The sequence below is a fragment of the Rhizobium sp. TH135 genome, assembly GCF_002855515.1.
In the GTDB taxonomy this organism is placed as follows: Bacteria; Pseudomonadota; Alphaproteobacteria; order Rhizobiales; family Rhizobiaceae; genus Allorhizobium.
Genome location: NZ_PKRP01000007.1, coordinates 39,586 through 57,152, shown reverse-complemented (window position 1 = coordinate 57,152; position 17,567 = coordinate 39,586). Strand labels below are relative to the sequence as shown.

12 protein-coding genes are annotated in these 17,567 nt (G+C 62.1%); 4 read left to right on the top strand and 8 right to left on the bottom strand.

Translation table 11 applies throughout. From position 1 onward, the window contains the following. Positions 1 to 5 precede the first annotated feature (5 nt). The 6 genes from C0V73_RS20025 to C0V73_RS19995 all read right to left on the bottom strand — a co-directional run bounded on the left by C0V73_RS20025 (position 6) and on the right by C0V73_RS19995 (position 11,026). On the bottom strand, positions 6 to 1,109 hold the full coding sequence (locus C0V73_RS20025) for a DUF475 domain-containing protein (RefSeq protein WP_102021789.1): 1,104 nt from the start codon (positions 1,107 to 1,109) through the stop codon (positions 6 to 8). Between the two features lie 391 nt (positions 1,110 to 1,500). Next, a complete protein-coding gene (locus C0V73_RS20015) occupies positions 1,501 to 1,917 on the bottom strand; it encodes an OsmC family protein (protein WP_102021788.1) in 417 nt (138 codons plus the stop codon). A gap of 61 nt (positions 1,918 to 1,978) precedes the next feature. Further along, positions 1,979 to 2,380: a hypothetical protein gene (locus C0V73_RS20010; RefSeq protein ID WP_102021985.1), complete on the bottom strand. Its 402-nt coding sequence runs from the start codon at positions 2,378 to 2,380 to the stop codon at positions 1,979 to 1,981. Positions 2,381 to 2,467: 87 nt separating this feature from the next. Beyond that, a complete protein-coding gene (gene pbpC, locus C0V73_RS20005; protein WP_102021787.1) occupies positions 2,468 to 4,555 on the bottom strand; it encodes a penicillin-binding protein 1C in 2,088 nt (695 codons plus the stop codon). After that, positions 4,555 to 9,999 (bottom strand): alpha-2-macroglobulin family protein, encoded by a 5,445-nt coding sequence (locus C0V73_RS20000; protein ID WP_102021786.1) that lies wholly within the window; start codon positions 9,997 to 9,999, stop codon positions 4,555 to 4,557. Before C0V73_RS20000 ends, pbpC begins: the two co-directional genes overlap by 1 nt. Before the next feature lie 106 nt (positions 10,000 to 10,105). Beyond that, positions 10,106 to 11,026: a LysR family transcriptional regulator gene (locus C0V73_RS19995; RefSeq protein ID WP_102021785.1), complete on the bottom strand. Its 921-nt coding sequence runs from the start codon at positions 11,024 to 11,026 to the stop codon at positions 10,106 to 10,108. Positions 11,027 to 11,123: 97 nt separating this feature from the next. Between C0V73_RS19995 and C0V73_RS19990 the strand changes: the two genes are divergently transcribed. Both C0V73_RS19990 and C0V73_RS19985 read left to right on the top strand, forming a co-directional pair. Further along, positions 11,124 to 12,311, top strand: coding sequence for an acyl-CoA dehydrogenase (locus C0V73_RS19990; protein WP_102021784.1), 1,188 nt, complete (start codon positions 11,124 to 11,126; stop codon positions 12,309 to 12,311). A gap of 242 nt (positions 12,312 to 12,553) precedes the next feature. Beyond that, positions 12,554 to 13,552 carry a PAS domain-containing protein gene (locus tag C0V73_RS19985; protein WP_102021783.1) on the top strand — a complete coding sequence of 333 codons (999 nt, stop codon included), beginning with the start codon at positions 12,554 to 12,556 and terminating at the stop codon, positions 13,550 to 13,552. A gap of 18 nt (positions 13,553 to 13,570) precedes the next feature. On the opposite strand, the gene glgX is transcribed toward C0V73_RS19985, so the two are convergent. After that, positions 13,571 to 15,649: a glycogen debranching protein GlgX gene (gene glgX, locus C0V73_RS19980; RefSeq protein ID WP_102021782.1), complete on the bottom strand. Its 2,079-nt coding sequence runs from the start codon at positions 15,647 to 15,649 to the stop codon at positions 13,571 to 13,573. A gap of 145 nt (positions 15,650 to 15,794) precedes the next feature. On the opposite strand from glgX, the gene C0V73_RS19975 reads away from it, so the two are divergent. Together C0V73_RS19975 and C0V73_RS19970 are read left to right on the top strand one after the other, a co-directional pair. Continuing rightward, positions 15,795 to 15,986: a DUF3008 family protein gene (locus C0V73_RS19975; protein WP_102021781.1), complete on the top strand. Its 192-nt coding sequence runs from the start codon at positions 15,795 to 15,797 to the stop codon at positions 15,984 to 15,986. Then, entirely contained in the window at positions 15,983 to 16,771 is a 789-nt protein-coding gene (locus C0V73_RS19970) for an SDR family NAD(P)-dependent oxidoreductase (RefSeq protein ID WP_102021780.1), read from the top strand. Before C0V73_RS19975 ends, C0V73_RS19970 begins: the two co-directional genes overlap by 4 nt. A 243-nt stretch (positions 16,772 to 17,014) precedes the next feature. Here the strand turns inward: C0V73_RS19970 and C0V73_RS19965 are convergent, their stop codons facing one another. After that, positions 17,015 to 17,401 carry a hypothetical protein gene (locus C0V73_RS19965; RefSeq protein ID WP_102021779.1) on the bottom strand — a complete coding sequence of 129 codons (387 nt, stop codon included), beginning with the start codon at positions 17,399 to 17,401 and terminating at the stop codon, positions 17,015 to 17,017. Positions 17,402 to 17,567 lie beyond the last annotated feature (166 nt).

Below are 17,567 nucleotides of genomic sequence, written 5' to 3'. Positions count from 1 at the left end.
TTCGCTCAGATGTTCTCGGCCACGGCTTCGTGGGCGAGGCGTTCCTCTTCCGCCCGTTCTTCGCGGTTGTACTTGATGGACGACCAAAGCGAGATACCGATCAGGGCTGCGCCACCGAGACCGGTGATCACTTCCGGGATATGGAACAGCGTCTGCACATACATGATCACCGAGAGGATCAGGATGGCGTAGAAGGCGCCGTGTTCCAGATAACGATATTCCGCCAGCGTGCCCTTCTCGACCAGCATGATGGTCATCGAGCGGACATACATGGCGCCGATGCCAAGACCGATGGCGATGATGAAGAGGTTCTGCGTGAGCGCGAAGGCGCCGATAACGCCGTCGAAGGAGAAGCTGGCGTCGAGCACTTCGAGATAGATGAAGGCGCCGAGGCCGCCCTTGGCCGCTTCGCTCATGGTCTTCTGCGAGGCATCCAGCAATCCACCCAGCACTTCGACGGCCAGGAAGGTGACTAGGCCGTAGATGGCAGAATAAACGAAGGTCGTCGATTCCTCGCCTTCGAGCAGGTTCGAGAACAGCAGGATCAGCAGCAAGACGAGCGCGATCTCGATGCCCTTGATGGAGGCCGAGCGCGCCATGTGCTTCTCGAGCCACACGATCCAGTGCACGTCCTTCTCATTGTTGAAGAAGTAGGTGAGGCCGACCATCATCAGGAAGGTGCCGCCGAACGCCGCGATCGGAAGATGCGCGTCGTTCATGATGCGGGCATATTCTGCCGGCTCGCGCGCTGCCAGGATGATCGCTTCGATTGGCCCGATCTGGGCGGCGATGACCACGATGAGAAGCGGGAACACGATGCGCATGCCGAAGACGGCGATGATGATGCCCCAGGTCAGGAAGCGCTGCTGCCAGACGGGGGTCATGTCCTTCAGCTTGTTGGCGTTGACGATCGCGTTGTCGAAGGACAGCGAGATTTCAAGGACCGCCAGAACTGCGCAGATGAAAAAGACGGTTGCCATGCCGGCGATCGTGCCGGTCGACTGCCAGCCGAGAACGCCGCCGAGGATGAGGCCGATCGCCGTGACGATGAAGGCCCAGCGGAAATAGCCGAGGGTGGAGCTTCCACCGGTTGCTGCTGCCGTGCTCACGTGCGTTCCTCCTGGCTGGAGGACAGAGACAGAGTGGAGATGCGAAGCGCCCTGCACGCCTTCGCATGAAGCATGATCGAATTGTTCATTTTTATAGAATCCGCCGGCTCAAATTGCTGGCGGTACCGACATCACGAGAGCGCCGTAAACTCTCGCCAGAGGGGCCCGGCACCAGGTTCAGACGCGGTGATGCTGAAATCACGGCGCCTCACGTTCTTGTTAACGAACATTGCTCAAACGTCAAGATTTAAGGCAGGCGGGGCGCCATAGTTGATCGTATTGCGAAAAGGCGGTGCATCCGAAAATGGCGCCGTCGCAATCGTGTCCGAAGGGAAACGAATACCGCGGCGATATCTCATGACGCCTCAAGATTGCGGGTTCGTGGTTGCTGCTAGGCTTTGCCGATCACCAAGGTCGGACGCACGGCAAGACTGTTGCTGACGGTGCAGATTTCTTCTGCGCGGTGGGCGATCGCCTGTTGCTGCTCCAGATCGAGTGCGCCTTGGAAGACGAATTCTACCGTGAAGCCGATAAAGCGGGATGGCTCGTTGGCGGCCTTTTCACCGCTGACCGCCACGACCACGCCTTGGAAGCTGTGCGCAAGGCCGATTTCGCGGGCGGCGATGCGGGCGCTCATGCTCATGCAGGCGGCGAGCGAGGCTAGGAGCAAGTCGAGCGGATTGAAGCCCGGCTGAGTGGGCCCCGTGACGATTTCCAGTTCGCCGCCGGTCATCGAGCGAATGGCCGGATAGCCGGTTTTGCCGAGACTGGCGGTCGCGCCGATCGGTCGGTCCTTCAAGTCTGCCATCTGGGTCCCCAATCTCCAATTCGGACAGAATAGGGATCCGTAGCATGAGCGGCAAGCAGTGTCAGATGCTGCTGCCGATGCGGGCCGTGCCGGTTTCGCCGTTGTCGCGGATCCACTTCAGGCGCTTGTCACCGGTGCGGATCAGCTCGAAGCACATCGGTGCACCCTTGTACCAGCTGGTGAACTGCTGGCACAGGCGGTCGCCCTTGATCCACCATTTGCCCTTGTCGTTCGGCTTGGCAAAACGGCCGAGGCCGAGGGCTTCACCTGATCCGTCGACCTGGCCATCAAGGCGGTAATTGAGCGGGAATTCACCGCCGAAGGGAACGGCGAGGTAAATGCGTTTGCCGATGATCTCGCCCTTGATGTCATTGGCTGTGAAGCGCTCGTTGGCCATTGCCGAGGGAATGGCGAAGGCGAGCGTCAGGAGCGTGATCAATCCGGCGCGCAAGCTGCTGGTCATAATGAAGATCTCCCGTTCGAATTGGTTGACGGAGATTTCTACGGCGCGGGAGCACGACTGGATCACGGGCGTGATGCTCGAGGCCCATCAGTTCCGGATGAAGACGTTTACAGAGGCTGCTCTTCCTTCGGCGTCAATGACCGTCAGCGTCGATTGCCCTGAGCCCTCCGGGTGCCACTCGCCGGTTCGTCGACGGGTGTTGTCGCTCATCGGCTTGCCGTCGACCAGCCAGCGGAATGGCGCCCGACCGGCCTGCATTTTCATGACGACGGGCAAGGCTTCTCCGTCCGGCCCTTTGCCGAGCTCCAGCACCGAACCTTCGAGCGGATAGACGATCTGCGGCGGGCGCTCACGGGCCGAGACGGAGATGAGGCCGTTCGGGTCAACGGAGAAACGGCGCAGGGACTGCGGCAGCTCGGAAGCGGCGATGCGGATGGCGCCTGTCGGCGCACGGGGCAGGGCCGTGCCCGCAAGCCCCGACTTGGCGAAGGCCTCGAAGAGGATCGGCGCGGCGGTCTGATAGCCCGAGATGCCGGGGACGGCAGCGTTGTCCGGGCGGCCGATCCAGACGCCGAGGACATAGCGACCGTCATAGCCGACCGACCAGGCGTCACGGTAGCCGTAGCTCGTGCCGGTCTTGTAGGCGATGCCGGCGGGCGGGCTGCCGGTTGGCGGCAGGACGTCGCCGAGCACGTCGGCCACCGTCCAGGCGGCTGAGGGTTCGAAGAGGGGCTGTTCGTCGATCAGTTCGGCCTTGTCGCGGATGCCGTCTCCGAGCCGCACCGGCTGCTCGCGATTGGCGAGCCCTGCATAAAGCTGAACAAGATCCTTTAGCGTGATGCCCGCACCGCCAAGCGCAATCGCCAGCCCTGGAGCCTCGTTCGGCGGGAGTTTCAGCGTTACACCAGCGCGGCGCAGGCGCACCGTCAGGCGTGAGGGGCCGACGGCATCGAGCAGGCGAACGGCTGGCACATTGAGCGACAGCTGCAGCGCCTGGCGAATGCTGACATCGCCCTGGTAGTGCATGTCGAAATTCTTCGGGCGGTAGCCAAAGAAGTCGGCCGGACGATCTTCGACAATCGTTTCCTGTGCCACCAGCCCCTGCTCGAAGGCAAGCCCGTAGATGAACGGCTTCAGCGCCGAGCCGGGCGAGCGCTCGGCACGCGTCATGTCGATCCAGCCGGAGCGGGATGCGTCGAAATAATCGGCGGCGCCGACTTCGGCGACGATTTCGCCGGTCGTGGCATCGGCCATCAGCAAGGCAAGCGAGACCTTGGGGTCGAGCTTGCGGACCGCTTCGAGCGCCACCTTTTCCAGGGTCTCCTGTACCGGTCGCAGGATGGTGGTCTGGTGGGTGCTGGCCTCGGGTGCCTTGCGGCGTGCGGCTTCGGCGAGATGTGGCGCTAGCGCCGGTAATTGACGCCGCACGGTCGGGAGCGACGCGTTCAGCGCCAGCTCGACCTCCGTCTCATCAACGACTTCGGCCTCTCGCGCTCGTTCCAGAACCCGTTTGCGGGCTTCGAACGCATTGTCGCGGTAGCGGTCCGGGCGACGCTTTTCCGGCAGCTGGGGCAGCGCGACGAGGAGAGCTGCCTCCGCTGTCGACAGGCGTTTGGGTTCCTTGCCGAACCAGGCGAGGCTTGCCGCGCGCACACCTTCGAGATTGCCGCCATAGGGGGCGTGGGTGAGATAGAGGTTGAGGATTTCCGTCTTCGACAGGCGTCGCTCGATCTGGATCGCGCGGGCGATCTGGATGAGCTTTGCCGTCAGCGAGCGTTCCCGGCGCGGCTCGATCAGGCGTGCGACCTGCATGGAAAGCGTCGAGGCGCCGGAGACAATGCGGCCGTTGGCGGCAAGCTGCCAGGCGGCGCGACCAAGCGCCAGAACATCGACGCCGGAATGGTTTTCGTAACGCCGATCCTCATAGGCGACCAGTATGCGAAGCAGGGCCGGGTCCACGTCATCGACAGTGGTTTCGAGCCGCCAGAGACCCTCCCGGGTCGCGAAGGCGCGCAACAGTTGGCCATCGCGATCGAGGATTTCGGTCGACACCTCCCGCGCCGCGTCCAGCGGGGGAGGGTAGTTTCTGTCTGCCCAATCGAGCCCAGCGAGCGAAGCGGTGGCCGCGATGGCGACCGCCCCGATGCTGATCCCGATGCGCCTCGCCCGACCCATCAGGGTGCGGTCGAGACCGTCATCGCACCCGCTGCCGTGCGCGCCGACAGCTGCGGGCGATACATGTCTTCGACGCTCGCTGCCGGCAGGTCATATGTGCCCGGCGTGACCGCGCGGACGACATAGGCCAGAGTGATCGTGCCGTTCTCGCCTTCGCCGCGATTGATCGCTGCCACGAAACGGTCGCTGCGGAACTCAAGATGGGCGGTTTCGGTCTGGCCGATCCAGTCGAAGTTCGCCAAGGCGGCGCTGTCGACCAGGCCCGGATTGTCGATTTCGAACCCCGCCGGAAGCAGATCGGTCACCAGCAGCTGCGCCGGCCACTCGTCTTCCTCGGTCACTTCCAGCACCACAACATAACGTTCGTTCTGGATCGCTTCGGTGACGTTGGCCTCCTCGCCGTCGAGACCGTAATAGGTCTTGGTGATCTCGAAGCCTTCGCCACCGGCTGCGGGCGGTTCGACCGGGGCTGCTACCGTCGTGATCGCCGCACTGACCGGATCAAGCCCGGTATTGGTGAGCGTCATCGGCGCCTGCAGCAGGGCGTCGCCTGGGATGGTGGCTGCATAGGCGCCGGTCTTTTCGGCGCCGTTCACATCGAGCTTCAGACCGTTGTCGTCCTGCTGGAGCGCGCGGGCGGCGAGCAGCATCCAGGTCTGTTCCTGAGTGCTGAGCGTCTGCTTCGCCTTCCATTCGTCGGCCACGACCTTTGCCAGGATCGGCACGACAGGCGGAACCGGTCGGCTTTCGGCGGCAAGGGCCAGGACACCGGCTGCATCACGCAATGCCGAGCCATAGTCGGAGCGGGAGAAGCTGACCGGCGTCAGGCGGGCCTGCTCACTCATGCCGGCTGCATCGAGGAAGACGCCGTTTGCCCGTTCGCTGTCGCCATAGAGCGACAATGCCGCTGCCAGATGCGCCTTGGAGAGGGGTGTGGGGAAATCACCCAGCATCGTATCGGCGTAGTAGCGCAGATCGCTCAGCGAAGCCTTGCGGCTGCGGGCGAGCACGTAGAGGGCATAGGCAATCTCGTTGCCGCGCGTGCGGATGTCGTTGTCATAGGCGATGCGGTTCTGCAGGTTCTGCAGCGCCTGGACCAAGGCTTCCTCCGGCACGTCGTACTTCTGTTCGCGGGCACGGGTCAGGAAGTCGGTGACATAGGCGTCGAGCCAGAGGCTTTCAGAACCCGGTGCCCAGAGGCCGAAGGAGCCGCTTGACGACTGATAGGCGAGTACACGCAGGATGCCATCCTGAACGCGCTTGTTGATCGCCTCGTCTTCCGGCAGGCCGGAGAGCTTGGCCAGTTCATCGAAGTAGAGAAGCGGCAGCGCGCGGCTGGTGGTCTGTTCGGCGCAGCCATAGGGGTAGCGGTCGAGCGCCATCAACAGGCCGGGAACGTCGAGCCCGTCTGCGCGGGCAACATTGAGGCTGACCGAGGCACCCTGCAGCAGGCTGTCGGCGAGCAGGTCGCCGTCGACAGTCAGGCTCTTGCCCGGTGCGAGCGCAATGACCTGCCGCTCGGTGATCGGCAGGGTTGCCGGGCGCACGGGGAGATCGAGAGACTGACCGACGGCGATGCCATCGGCGCCGGACAGGGCAATGTCGATTGCGCCATCGCCGGGTGTGTTGGCGGTGAGCGGCAGTGTGACGGTGGTGGTCTCACCTGCGGTCAGCGCAACTTCCTGGCTTTCCGCGCCGCCGACACTGACCGAACCGTTGCCGGTGACGGCGAGCGTGTAGGTTCCTGATGGCGCGTCTGTCGCCGCGATATCAAGGCGCAGGGTGCTCTGGTCTTCTGGGGCGAGGAACTTCGGCAGGCTTGCCGTCACGACGACCGGATCGCGGATGATCACGTCCGTCTCGCCATGGCCGACGCCGGTCTTCGACCAGGCCCATGCCATGACACGCGCGGTGCCATTGAACTGCGGGATATCGAAGGAGACGGTTGCCTTGCCATCTGCATCGAGCTTCACGGGTCCGGAGAAGAAGGCCACGAGCTTTTCGCGCGGCGGATTGCCCTGCAGCGCAACCTGGCCGCCGTCACCACCGGTGCGCAGACGTCCGGTTGCGCCCAGCGAGCCATCGATCAGGCGGCCATAGAGGTCGCGCAATTCAAGACCCAGGCGGCGCTGGCCGAAGTAGTAGCCTTCCGGATCGGGTGTCTCGTACCGGGTGAGGTTGAGGATGCCGACGTCGACGGCGGCGACCATCACATAGGCTTCCTCGCCGATGCCAGCCCCGGTGACTTCCACCGGGATTTCGAGCGGCTGGCGGGGCAGCGTCTTTTCCGGCGGTGAAAGCTTGATCGCAAGCTTGTCGGCGCCCGGATCGACGGCGAGCCAGGCAATGCCGATCGCACGCGCCGGCATGCGGCTTTCCTCGGCATCACCCGGACGGAAAAGTGTCGCGGTCACATAGGCGCCGGCGCCGAAATCCGCAGTCACGGGTATCTCGATTTCCGCGCCTGTGGCCGGCACATCGGCAACCTGGGTGGAAATCAGAGCATCCGTGCCGGAGGTTACGATCACCTGGCCGGCAAAGCGCGGTGAGATCTTCAGCTTTGCGGTGTCGCCGACCTGATAGGAGGGCTTGTCGAGGCCGATTTCCAAGGCATCCGGCGTCTCGGTGGAGCTTGCGGTGACGAACCAGCCGGCATCGAAATCGACGCTGGTGACCGCGCCGCCCTGTTCGACCTCCAGACGGTGGCTGCCCCATGTGACGGGTACCGAGAGCGGCGTGCCATCGGCAGCAATGTCTGTGGTGCCATCGGCCACCAGCTTGGTCGTGGTGATCGGTTCGTAACGCCAGGACGAGCCGTCGCGGTACCACTGGTAGTTCCGCTCCAGCTTGATCAGCTTCCAGCGTGCAGCCGGCAGCGCCTGGCGCTCACCCTCGGGGCCAAGGGCGATCAGGTTGAAGCCGGCATTGGTGTTTTCGGCGAGATCGCCCTCGAATTCCGGCTTGATGCCAATCATAGGGCCTTCCGGCGTGACCGGCAGGCTCAGTTTGCGCTCAACAGCGCGGCCACCGCCTTCGCGCAGACGCAGCACCACGTCGGCATTCAGGAGCCGCGTTGTCGAAGGCAGGTCGGTCAGGGAGACGTCGATGCTGGCGAGACCGTCGCCATCCAGTGCTTCAAGGCCTTCGAGCGGGACACGCATATCCTCGATGCCTTCTTCGTCCGCCAGGCCGAAGCTGTAGCGATCAAAGTCAGGATGGCTTGTTGTCGGGCGAATGACGACTTCGCCTTCGAGCGTAAGGCCTGCTGCCGGTGCGCCGTAAAGGTAACGACCATCGGCGGACACCGTCACGGGTGCCTCAGGCGAGATCGCCTTTGCTTCGCTGGACAGTTTGAGATCGAGTCGATCCGGTACGAAGTCATCGACGAGGAAGGTCGACTGGGCGATCGCCGGCTTCTTGGGGTCGGTGTGGATTGCGACTGTCCAGGTGCCGCGCATGGCATTGGCCAGGACGGGCAGATCGACGGCATAACCACCGAGTGTCTCGCTTGATACCGCCATGCGGCGGAACTCGACACCATCCGGTCGCGAGAAGAGGAAAGTCAGCGGCAGGCCGGAAATGGCATCGGCATTGGTGTCGCGGGTCAGAGCTGCCGCATGCACGGTTTCGCCAGGGCGGTAAATGCCACGCTCGGTCCAGGCGAGGATATCGACCGGGCCCGGTGCCGGGCGACCGGTGACGCCACGGTCGGAGAGGTCAAAGCCAGCGCGGGTCATGTCGAGGAAGACGTTGTCGTCGGCACCGCTGCGGGCTGCGATGACGGCCGGTGCCAATGCCGCGCCGCCGCGGACGAGACCGGCATCGAAGCGGGCGCGGCCGTCTGCGTCAGTCGTGGCGGTTGCCAGGATCTCGTTGTTTTTGGCAATCAGCTGCAGCTCGATATCGGCAAGCGGGCTAGCCGATGCGAGCGAACGGGCAAAGACATGCAGCCCGTCGCTGCCGGCAAAGGTCGAGAGGCCGATGTCGGAGACGACGAACCATTGCGTTGCGCGGCTGTCCCAGTTCTCGTTCACGGAAGTCGGCGAGACGGCGGTCATCACATAGATGCCGGGCTTGCGGGTGGGCAGCGCTTCCTGCAGCGGAATGCTGGTGACGACTTCCTTGTTCTGTTCGTTGGCGATCTCGACCGAGCCCTGCCAGACAAGTTCGCCGATCTCGTCCTTGACGCGCCCGGCAGTGTAGCCGTCCATCTGGGTCAGGAACTGCGAGGCGGCCAGAAGCGGAGCGATGTTGCGGTCGCCTATCCGGTAGAGTTCGAGATTGGCGCTTTCGCTGTTGATCGAGACCAGCGGAATGCCCTGGCGCGCGGAGGAGGGAAGAACGAAGGCGTCGCCGGTGAAGCGCACCGTAGAACTGCGATCGCGGACGTAAAGCTCAAGCTCGGCCGGGGCTTCCAGATTTTCGTCAACCGACGAGGGCAGGCCGGCGCGCAGTGCGAGGCGGTAGCGACCGCCATGCTCCAGGCCTTCGACGCAGATCTGGTTGTTCTTCGCTTCGAGCGCCTTCGGCGTCTTGCCGTCGAGGGTGACAAAGGACGAGTAGTCGACGCCGCGCTTGACCAGCGGTTCGGAGAATTCGACGCAGGCGCGCGGCGAGGCGCTGTCGGAATCGACCGTGTTGTTGACGACGCGGAAGCCCTGGCGGGAGCGAAGGTCTTCGAAGGCGGCGCGCACTTCGGCGTTCGACGCGAGTTCGAGGCTTGCCTTGTAGGCACTCAGGGCCGGACGCCAGTTCTCGCTGTTTTCCAGTGACTTGGCGAGCGTGGCCAAGGCGTCGGCGCGGGTCGTGGCGCCACGGGTCAGCAGATAGCCGTTGATCGAGGCCATCGCCCCTTCATTGGCCATGGAATAATTGCCGGTCACGGTGTTTGCCATGCGGGCCAGTTCAAGCCACAAGGCCTGATCATCGGGATCGGCCGACAGGGCGCCTTTCATCGAGGCGATGGCGTAGTCGATATTACCGCCAGTGAACGCCGCGCGACCGGTTTCGATGAGGGCGTCGCGTCCGAGCCCCTCCTGGTCTGGCACGACCGCGAGATTGTCGCGTTGGTTGCGAGCTTCAGTCTTCAGGTATTCCGAAACAAAAGGCAGTGCCGGCGGGGCGCCGATGTCTTCCTCGGCGGTCTGGACGACGATGCGGCCCGCGATCGCGCCTGGAAAACTGTTCAGCTGGTCATAATCGGACTTGAGGAAGCACCAGTTGACCTTCGGATTGTAAGTGAAGGCCCGGCAGGACGCGTCGCCGATGCAGCTTGCCTCGCATTCATCGATGGAGACATTCTTTTCCGTCCTGAGATCGAAGCCGAAATAGTCGGCATCATCGATGCGCTCGATGGTGCGCATATCCTGTGCGGAAGCTGGAAGGGATATCGGGACAAGAGCCAGCGCGAGTGCGAGAAATCCCGAAAAACGGTGTGTGAACATGGTCCCCTCCGAGCCTGATCATGGCTTTCGAAGGGTAGTCTTTGCTCATGACAATAGGTTGTCAATCGGCACAGGACACAGGTCGAGAGTCATTTCTGGGTGCTCTTCAACCGCTTGTCGGGCGTCGCTCGCTGAAGGCTTTCGCTTGCTCCAGGATCCAGGCTGCGAAGGTGCTGGCCGGCCCATAGGCCATCTTCGACAAGGGGCGAACGAGGTAGTAGGCGCTCGCACTTTTGACCTCGTGATCCCAGGCGCGGACGAGCTGGCCACTCGCCAGTTCCGGCTCGATCAGGAAGGTCGGGACCAGCGCAATGCCAAGGCCAGCATGGCAGGCTTGGACGACGTTGGAGAACTGCTCGAAGCGCATGCCGCCGCCTCGGCCTTCGCCGATGTCGAGGCTCGCGAACCACTGTTCCCAGGCGCGTGGACGCGAGGCCATATCGAACAGGGGCTTTGTCAGCAGGTCTTCAGGCCGCTTCACGGGGTTTTCCGCGAGGAAAGTAGGACTGCAGACGGGGGCCACCATTTCATGCATCAGAAACTGGCAATCCGTGCCGGGCCAGTTCGGTTCGCCGATATGGATGGCTGCATCGAGACCCGACCCCTCGAAATCGAACTGGCCGATGCGGGTTGCGAAGTCCATGATGATCGCCGGATTCTTCGAGAGAAAATCCGGCATGCGCGGCATCAGCCAGCGGGTGCCGAAGGTCGGCAGGATGGCGAGCCGCAGATGGGTGTCATCACGGGTGGCCATGGCTTCGAGCGAGAGTGTGCGGATCGTGGCCAGTGCGTCGCCGATACCCTTGGCATAAGTGCGGCCGATCGAGGTCAGCTCCACGCCCCTGTTGGTGCGCTCGAAGAGCCGGACGCCCAGCTGGTCCTCCAGCAAGCCAATCTGGCGGCTGATGGCACCTTGCGTCAGTGCCAGTTCATTGGCCGCAGCCGAAAAGCTGCCGAGCTTCGCGACGGAATCGAAGGCGGCAAGCGCGCTGGTGGAGGGCAGGAAACGGCGTTGGTGTGTGAGCATGCGATATGAATAGACCTAATAGCAACATGAGTAAACATGGCTTGAATTCTACTCAGTCATGAGGAATCTGGGATAACGAAACAAATGGATGAGACCGATGAGCGAGATGCAGCCCTTTTCCTGGAGTGATCCTTTCCTGATGTCCGAGGTCCTGAACGAGGACGAACGGATGATCCAGGATGCAGCGGCAGCCTTTGCGCAGGCCGAGCTCGCGCCGCGGGTCTCCGACGCTTATCTCGGTGAAACGGTCGAGCCGGAGCTTTTCCGACTGATGGGGCAGGCCGGGCTTCTCGGTGTCACGCTGCCGGAGAAATATGGTGCCGCCGGCGCTAACTACGTTTCCTACGGCCTCGTCGCACGTGAGATCGAGCGTATCGATTCCGGCTATCGCTCGATGATGAGCGTCCAGTCGTCGTTGGTCATCTATCCGATCTATGCCTATGGCTCCGAGGAGCAGAAGGACAAGTATCTGCCGGGCCTCGTCTCCGGCGAACTCATCGGCTGCTTCGGCCTGACCGAACCGGATGCTGGCTCGGATCCGGGTGGCATGAAGACTCGCGCCGAAAAGATCGAGGGCGGTTACCGGTTGCGCGGCGCCAAGATGTGGATCTCGAATTCCCCGATCGCCGATGTCTTCGTCGTCTGGGCGAAGTCGGAGGCGCATGGCGGCGAGATCCGTGGCTTCATCCTCGAAAAGGGCATGAAGGGTCTGTCGGCGCCGAAGATCGGCGGCAAGCTTTCGCTGCGCGCTTCGGTCACCGGCGAGATCGTCATGGATGGCGTTGAAGTCGGTGAAGGTGCGCTTCTGCCAAACGTATCCGGCCTCAAGGGGCCCTTCGGCTGCCTGAACCGCGCCCGCTATGGTATCTCCTGGGGTGTTCTTGGTGCGGCCGAAGATTGCTGGCACCGCGCCCGCCAGTATGGCCTTGACCGCAAACAGTTCGGCAAGCCGCTGGCCGGCACGCAGCTCTTCCAGAAGAAGCTCGCCGACATGCAGACGGAGATCGCACTTGGTCTACTCGGTTCGCTGCGCGTCGGTCGGCTGATGGACGAACACCAGTTCGCGCCGGAGATGATCTCGATCGTCAAGCGCAACAACTGCGGCAAGGCGCTCGACATCGCCCGCATGGCCCGCGACATGCATGGCGGCAACGGCATCCAGATCGAATACCATGTCATGCGCCATGCGCAGAACCTGGAAACCGTGAACACCTATGAGGGCACGCATGACGTGCATGCGCTCATTCTTGGTCGTGCCCAGACCGGTATTCAGGCGTTCTTCTGATCTCCCAATCGAGCCAAGCAGGCCGGTGCCCCCCACCCATTGATGGGTATGGGCGCCGGCCTGTCGCATTCTTGCGACACTGTCGGAACTCCAGGATTCCAGCTTAAACATTCATACACTTGTCGGGGCCTAGAAACACGTTCAGAAGCCCGTATGTTTGCTTTATGCTGACGTCAGGCGATTCCTGCTTGAGGAGGCAGGATGAGGTGGTTTGCACCACGGCCGGTTGTGGAGGAAGCGTCATGTATGCCCTAACAGTGCTCGACCACTCAGCGCTCGAGGCGTTTCGCAACGAGCACCCCTGGCTTGAATTTCCCGAGCATGTCTCAGAGGTTTGCGTCTATTTCGACGACAATGGCGGACCGAGCCGTATCACCGCACTCGAGGTTGGTCCGGACGGCAGTGTCGTCTCATCCGACGTGAACCAGTTCGGTGTCGATACAATCCTCAGTCTCATCCGCTACGCCCCGCTTGGAACCGCCAAGCAGGAGGAGTGTCCCGAGGAGCGCAACATCTGGGCCTTGCTCGAAGACCTGCCGGTTGCAGATGGCTCGCGCCCTGTGGACGAGGTCGAGGCTGAGCGGTCTGTAAAGCTGCAAGATGCCTATGCGATCCTCTACGATATTGCACTCGGCAAGTTGAAAAGCCTGCTGGCAGGCGCGCGCAATGACCGCGAGATGCAGCGTCTGTCGGATGCCATCGACAAACTGCCGGCTCGGCTCGAGCATCTGGACGATAGCCACAAGCCGCAGTTTCTCGAGATCGATCTTTGGCGTTTCGTGGCCATCCTGCGTGACGAACTGGCCATGCCAGCCGACTACGAGATTGGGTCCAGCGGCGACGACAAGGTCCTTTCCCGCGAGATCATCGAACAGGCTGAGACAAACGCACTCTCCGGGCCTGTCATCCAGGCGCTGTTCGAACTTTCCCCGGTCGCCTTCTCGATCTCGAGCATCGGCCAGAAGAGCTCGCGCTACGTCCGGGTCAATCAGGCCTATCTCGATCTCGTTGGCAAAAGCTGGGACGAGATCCGGGGCAGCGAGATGGTTGCCTCCGGTGTCGTCTCCGGCAGCGAGGCCCGGGTCGAGCGTCTGATGCTGCTCGACCGCGATGGTGGTTATGTCGGAATGCGGGGAGAGATCCGGGATGCGGCGGGCAATGTTGTGCCCGTGGTCATCTCTGCCCGGCGTATTTCAGTTGCCGGGCAGCTTTACGATTTCGAGTTGCTTCAACGCGCCTGACAGGCCCAATCGAGCAGATCAGGCACGCCGGAAGAGCGCGAGAGATCTGGCCTCAAGGCGGAAAGGCTTGCCCTCCTCGGCGATATCGCCGTGCCGCTCGACGTCGAACGTGCTCAGCTCAAGCAGCCAGTTGCCGCCGCCGGTATCGGGAAGGCTGAAATCAATGTCCTCCCCAACCGGGTTGAACAGCATCAAGACTTCCGGCCAGGCACCGTCTTCCGCTTCAAGATCCTGACGCTGGAGTTTCAGCGCCAGTGGGTTGCCATCGAGCCAGTGCTCCGCCTCCTGATGGCCGCCTCCGACATTGTACCAGTCGATGATGGTGCCGTCGCGCCAGCTCTCACGACGCAGCAGCGGCTGGGTCTTGCGGAGCGCAATCACACGGCTGCTGAATTCCCTCAGGTCTTCGCAGGACTCTGGCAGATCTTCCCAGTGCAGCCAGCTGATTTCGCTGTCCTGGCAATAGCCGTTGTTGTTGCCCATCTGCGAGCGACCGAACTCGTCTCCGGCGAGCAACATCGGAGTGCCGTGCGAGAAGAACAACGTCGCCAGGAAGTTGCGCTTCTGGCGCTCGCGGATCGCGTTGATCTCTGCGTCGTCGGTCGGTCCTTCATGGCCGTAGTTATGGCTGCGATTGTGGTCGTGGCCGTCCTTGTTGTCCTCGCCATTGGCGTCATTGTGCTTCTGGTCGTAGGAGACCAGATCGTTCAATGTGAAGCCGTCATGGGCGGTGATGAAGTTGACGCTTGCCCAGGGGCGGCGGCCGCGCAAATCGTAGATGTCGCCGGAGCCCAGGAGGCGGGCAGCGAAATCCTGGGAAGTGTTGTCGGCATTTAGCCAATACTCGCGGGACGAGTCCCGGTATTTGTCATTCCACTCGGCCCAGCCTGGTGGGAAGCCGCCGACCTGATAGCCGCCGGGACCGATGTCCCAGGGCTCACCGATCAGCTTGACTTTCGACAGGACCGGATCCTGCGTTACGGAGTCGAAGAAGCCGCCGCGCTGGTCGAAACCATCGGGTTCGCGACCAAGGATCGTACCGAGGTCGAAGCGGAAGCCGTCGACATGCATTTCCTCGGCCCAGTAGCGCAGGCTGTCCATCACCATCTGGAGAACCCGGGGATGGGAGGTGTTGACCGTGTTTCCGGTGCCGGTGTCGTTGATGTAGTAGCGGTGCTGGTCCGGTAGGGTGCGGTAGTAGGAGAAGTTGTCGATGCCCTTGAAGGAGAGCGTCGGCCCCAGCTCATTGCCTTCGGCGGTGTGGTTGTAGACGACGTCGAGAATGACCTCGATGCCGGCATCATGGAAGGCGCGCACCATGTCGCGGAAGCCGATGAGACCCTTTGGTCCGTAGTAGCGGCTGGCGGGGGAGAAGAAGCCGATGGTGTTGTAGCCCCAGTAGTTCTGCAGGCCCTTGTCCATCAAGTGGCTATCATCGGGGAAGGCGTGCACAGGCAGAAGCTCGATCGACGTGATGCCGAGGCTCTTCACATAGTCGACGGCTGCCTTGTGGCCGAGGCCTTCAAATGTACCTCTGAGGTTTTCCGGTATCGCCGGATGCAATTTGGTGAAGCCCTTGACGTGGGTTTCGTAAACGATGGTCTCTGCCCATGGAATGCGCGTGAAGCTGTTTGAAATCCGGCTCTCGTCGGGATCAACAACACGACATTTCGGGGAGCAGGACGCGCTGTCCAACGTGTTGAAGGACAGGTCCTTCTCTTCCGCATCCAGGTCGTAACCGAAATGCGCATTCGACCAGGCGTAGTCGCCGACGATTTCGCGCGCGTAAGGGTCGAGCAGCAGTTTATTCGGGTTGAAGCGGTGACCATTCTCAGGATCGTAGGGGCCATGCACCCGGTAACCGTAAAGCTGTCCCGGTTTTACGCCCGGCAGATAGCCGTGCCAGATTTCGTTGGTGTATTCCGGAAGCTCGATGCGGGCGATCTCGACGCTGCCGCTTTCGTCGAACAGGCAGAGTTCGACACGCTCGGCGTGAGCGGAAAAGAGAGCGAAGTTGGTACCCTCTCCATCGAAGCACGCGCCGAGTTGGTGCCACTGGCCCGGCGTGACATGAAAATGCGTGCTCTTGGCGTCCATCTGATCCTCTGATGTCTGGAGTTGCGCAGCTTAATTCGCAACCGCCCGCCTTTGTTCCGGTGCTCCGAGCCGTCAGGAACTTTCCCCTCATTCACCGGTTTTCATGCCGCATCCCATGAAATTTGCGAGACGAGCGGAGAAGCGAATGCCAGCGAAGTCGAAAGCACAACAGAAGGCTGCGGGCGCTGCACTGGCAGCCAAGCGTGGCGACGCCAAGGTCTCCGATCTGAAGGGGGCATCCCGCAGCATGGAAAAGAGCATGACGGAAAAAGAGCTCGAAGAACTCGCTTCCACCAAGCGTGGGGACAAGCCTGAACATGTGGGGAAGCAGAAATGAGCCTTGCTGAATACGAGGGCCAAACGGCACTGGTGACGGGGGCCGGGTCTGGCATCGGAAAGGGTGCGGCGCTCACGCTGGCGCGGGGCGGTGCCTATGTCGGCCTGTTGGGCAGGACGGAGGACGAGCTAGAGGAGACACTCGCCGAAATCCGTGCGGCTGGCGGCGAGGGAATGGTGCTGCTTGCCGATGTGAGCCAGGAAGACGAGATGGCCAAAGCCATCGACCGCTTAATCAGCGAACGCAAAGCCCTCAACATCGTCGTCGCCAATGCAGGTATCAATGGAACCTGGGCGCCCATCGACGATCTCAAACCCGATGAATTCGACAAGACGATTGCGGTCAATTTGCGCGGGACATACCTCACTCTACATCACACCGTTCGCCACATGAAGAAGAGTGGCGGATCGATCATCGTCATTTCCTCGATCAACGGGACGCGCACGTTCACCAGCCCTGGTGCCACCGCCTATTCTGCCACCAAGGCGGCGCAGTTCGCGATGGTGCAGCAGCTCGCCCTCGAACTTGGGCAGCACGGCATCCGCATCAATGCCATCTGCCCGGGTGCCATCGGGACCGAGATCGACGACAATACGAGCATGCGGAAGAAGGCGCAGACGGAGGTTCCGGTCGAGTTTCCGGAGGGCGACATTCCACTCACGGGCGGTGAGGCTGGCACGGTCGAAGACGTCGCCGAAGTCATTGCGTTTCTTGCCTCGAAGGCGTCGAGACATGTGACGGGCACGCCGATCTGGGTGGATGGAGGGCAAAGTCTGTTGCGGTGATAGGTAGCAGTCACCGCCTTCAAGCCGATGTCAGTCGGTGTCGCGCGGCGTAGCGAACAGGCCAATTTGCCAGAAGCACAGTTCGCAGATGAGGAAAATGGAGCCGGCGAACAAGAGGCCCGGAAGGACGGTCAGCAGCCGCACGATGATGGGGGAGAGTTCGAGGGTGGTCGGCGCCCGAACCTCGTCAGTTCTGATGGCATTTGATGATCGGCGGGCACCTGTTGGTACCCGCCGTTTTGTTCAGTGCTTGTTTTCGGTGGCGCCTGCGGTCGAGGTATAGGTCGCCGAGACCGGATCACTTGCCGGATAGGTGTCTTCAAGGCCTTCCTGCAGGGCGCTGCCACCGCGTTCACGGCTTTCCTGCTCCTGACGCAGGCTTTCAACGGCGTCACTCGGCTCGGACGCGTCAGACGAGGCGTCGTCTCCGGCATCTTCCGACAGGCCAAAACGGCTGGCCTGCAGCAGAACCACCTGGGCCTTGGCCAAAGCGTTGTCTCGGCTCAGGCCACCGCTCTCCGACTGTGCGAGACGGACGGAAACGCTTTCACCGCCGTCGCCCAGGAATTCGACGAGGAAGCCATCGGTGGAGCCGTTCGCTTCTGTGACTTCGGTGCTGATTATCTGCATGACACTTCTCCAGATTTGAGTTGGCGGAGTAACGCCGGACTATTCTGGATGTTCCATAGGCGCTTGTAGCTGCACAGATGTGGGAACCATGCGCGACGGTCATGAGTTTGTCAGTCTGAAACGAAGTAAACGGCTTAACGCATTGTTTACCATGTTGTTTGGCAGT

Coding starts and splice junctions, on each gene's coding strand:
- C0V73_RS20015 (WP_102021788.1), bottom strand. CDS start 1,917: ATGGCAGACTTGAAGGACCGACCGATCGGCGCGACCGCCAGTCTCGGC.
- C0V73_RS20010 (WP_102021985.1), bottom strand. CDS start 2,380: ATGACCAGCAGCTTGCGCGCCGGATTGATCACGCTCCTGACGCTCGCC.
- pbpC (WP_102021787.1), bottom strand. CDS start 4,555: ATGGGTCGGGCGAGGCGCATCGGGATCAGCATCGGGGCGGTCGCCATC.
- C0V73_RS20000 (WP_102021786.1), bottom strand. CDS start 9,999: ATGTTCACACACCGTTTTTCGGGATTTCTCGCACTCGCGCTGGCTCTT.
- C0V73_RS19995 (WP_102021785.1), bottom strand. CDS start 11,026: ATGCTCACACACCAACGCCGTTTCCTGCCCTCCACCAGCGCGCTTGCC.
- C0V73_RS19990 (WP_102021784.1), top strand. CDS start 11,124: ATGAGCGAGATGCAGCCCTTTTCCTGGAGTGATCCTTTCCTGATGTCC.
- C0V73_RS19985 (WP_102021783.1), top strand. CDS start 12,554: ATGTATGCCCTAACAGTGCTCGACCACTCAGCGCTCGAGGCGTTTCGC.
- glgX (WP_102021782.1), bottom strand. CDS start 15,649: ATGGACGCCAAGAGCACGCATTTTCATGTCACGCCGGGCCAGTGGCAC.
- C0V73_RS19975 (WP_102021781.1), top strand. CDS start 15,795: ATGCCAGCGAAGTCGAAAGCACAACAGAAGGCTGCGGGCGCTGCACTG.
- C0V73_RS19970 (WP_102021780.1), top strand. CDS start 15,983: ATGAGCCTTGCTGAATACGAGGGCCAAACGGCACTGGTGACGGGGGCC.
- C0V73_RS19965 (WP_102021779.1), bottom strand. CDS start 17,401: ATGCAGATAATCAGCACCGAAGTCACAGAAGCGAACGGCTCCACCGAT.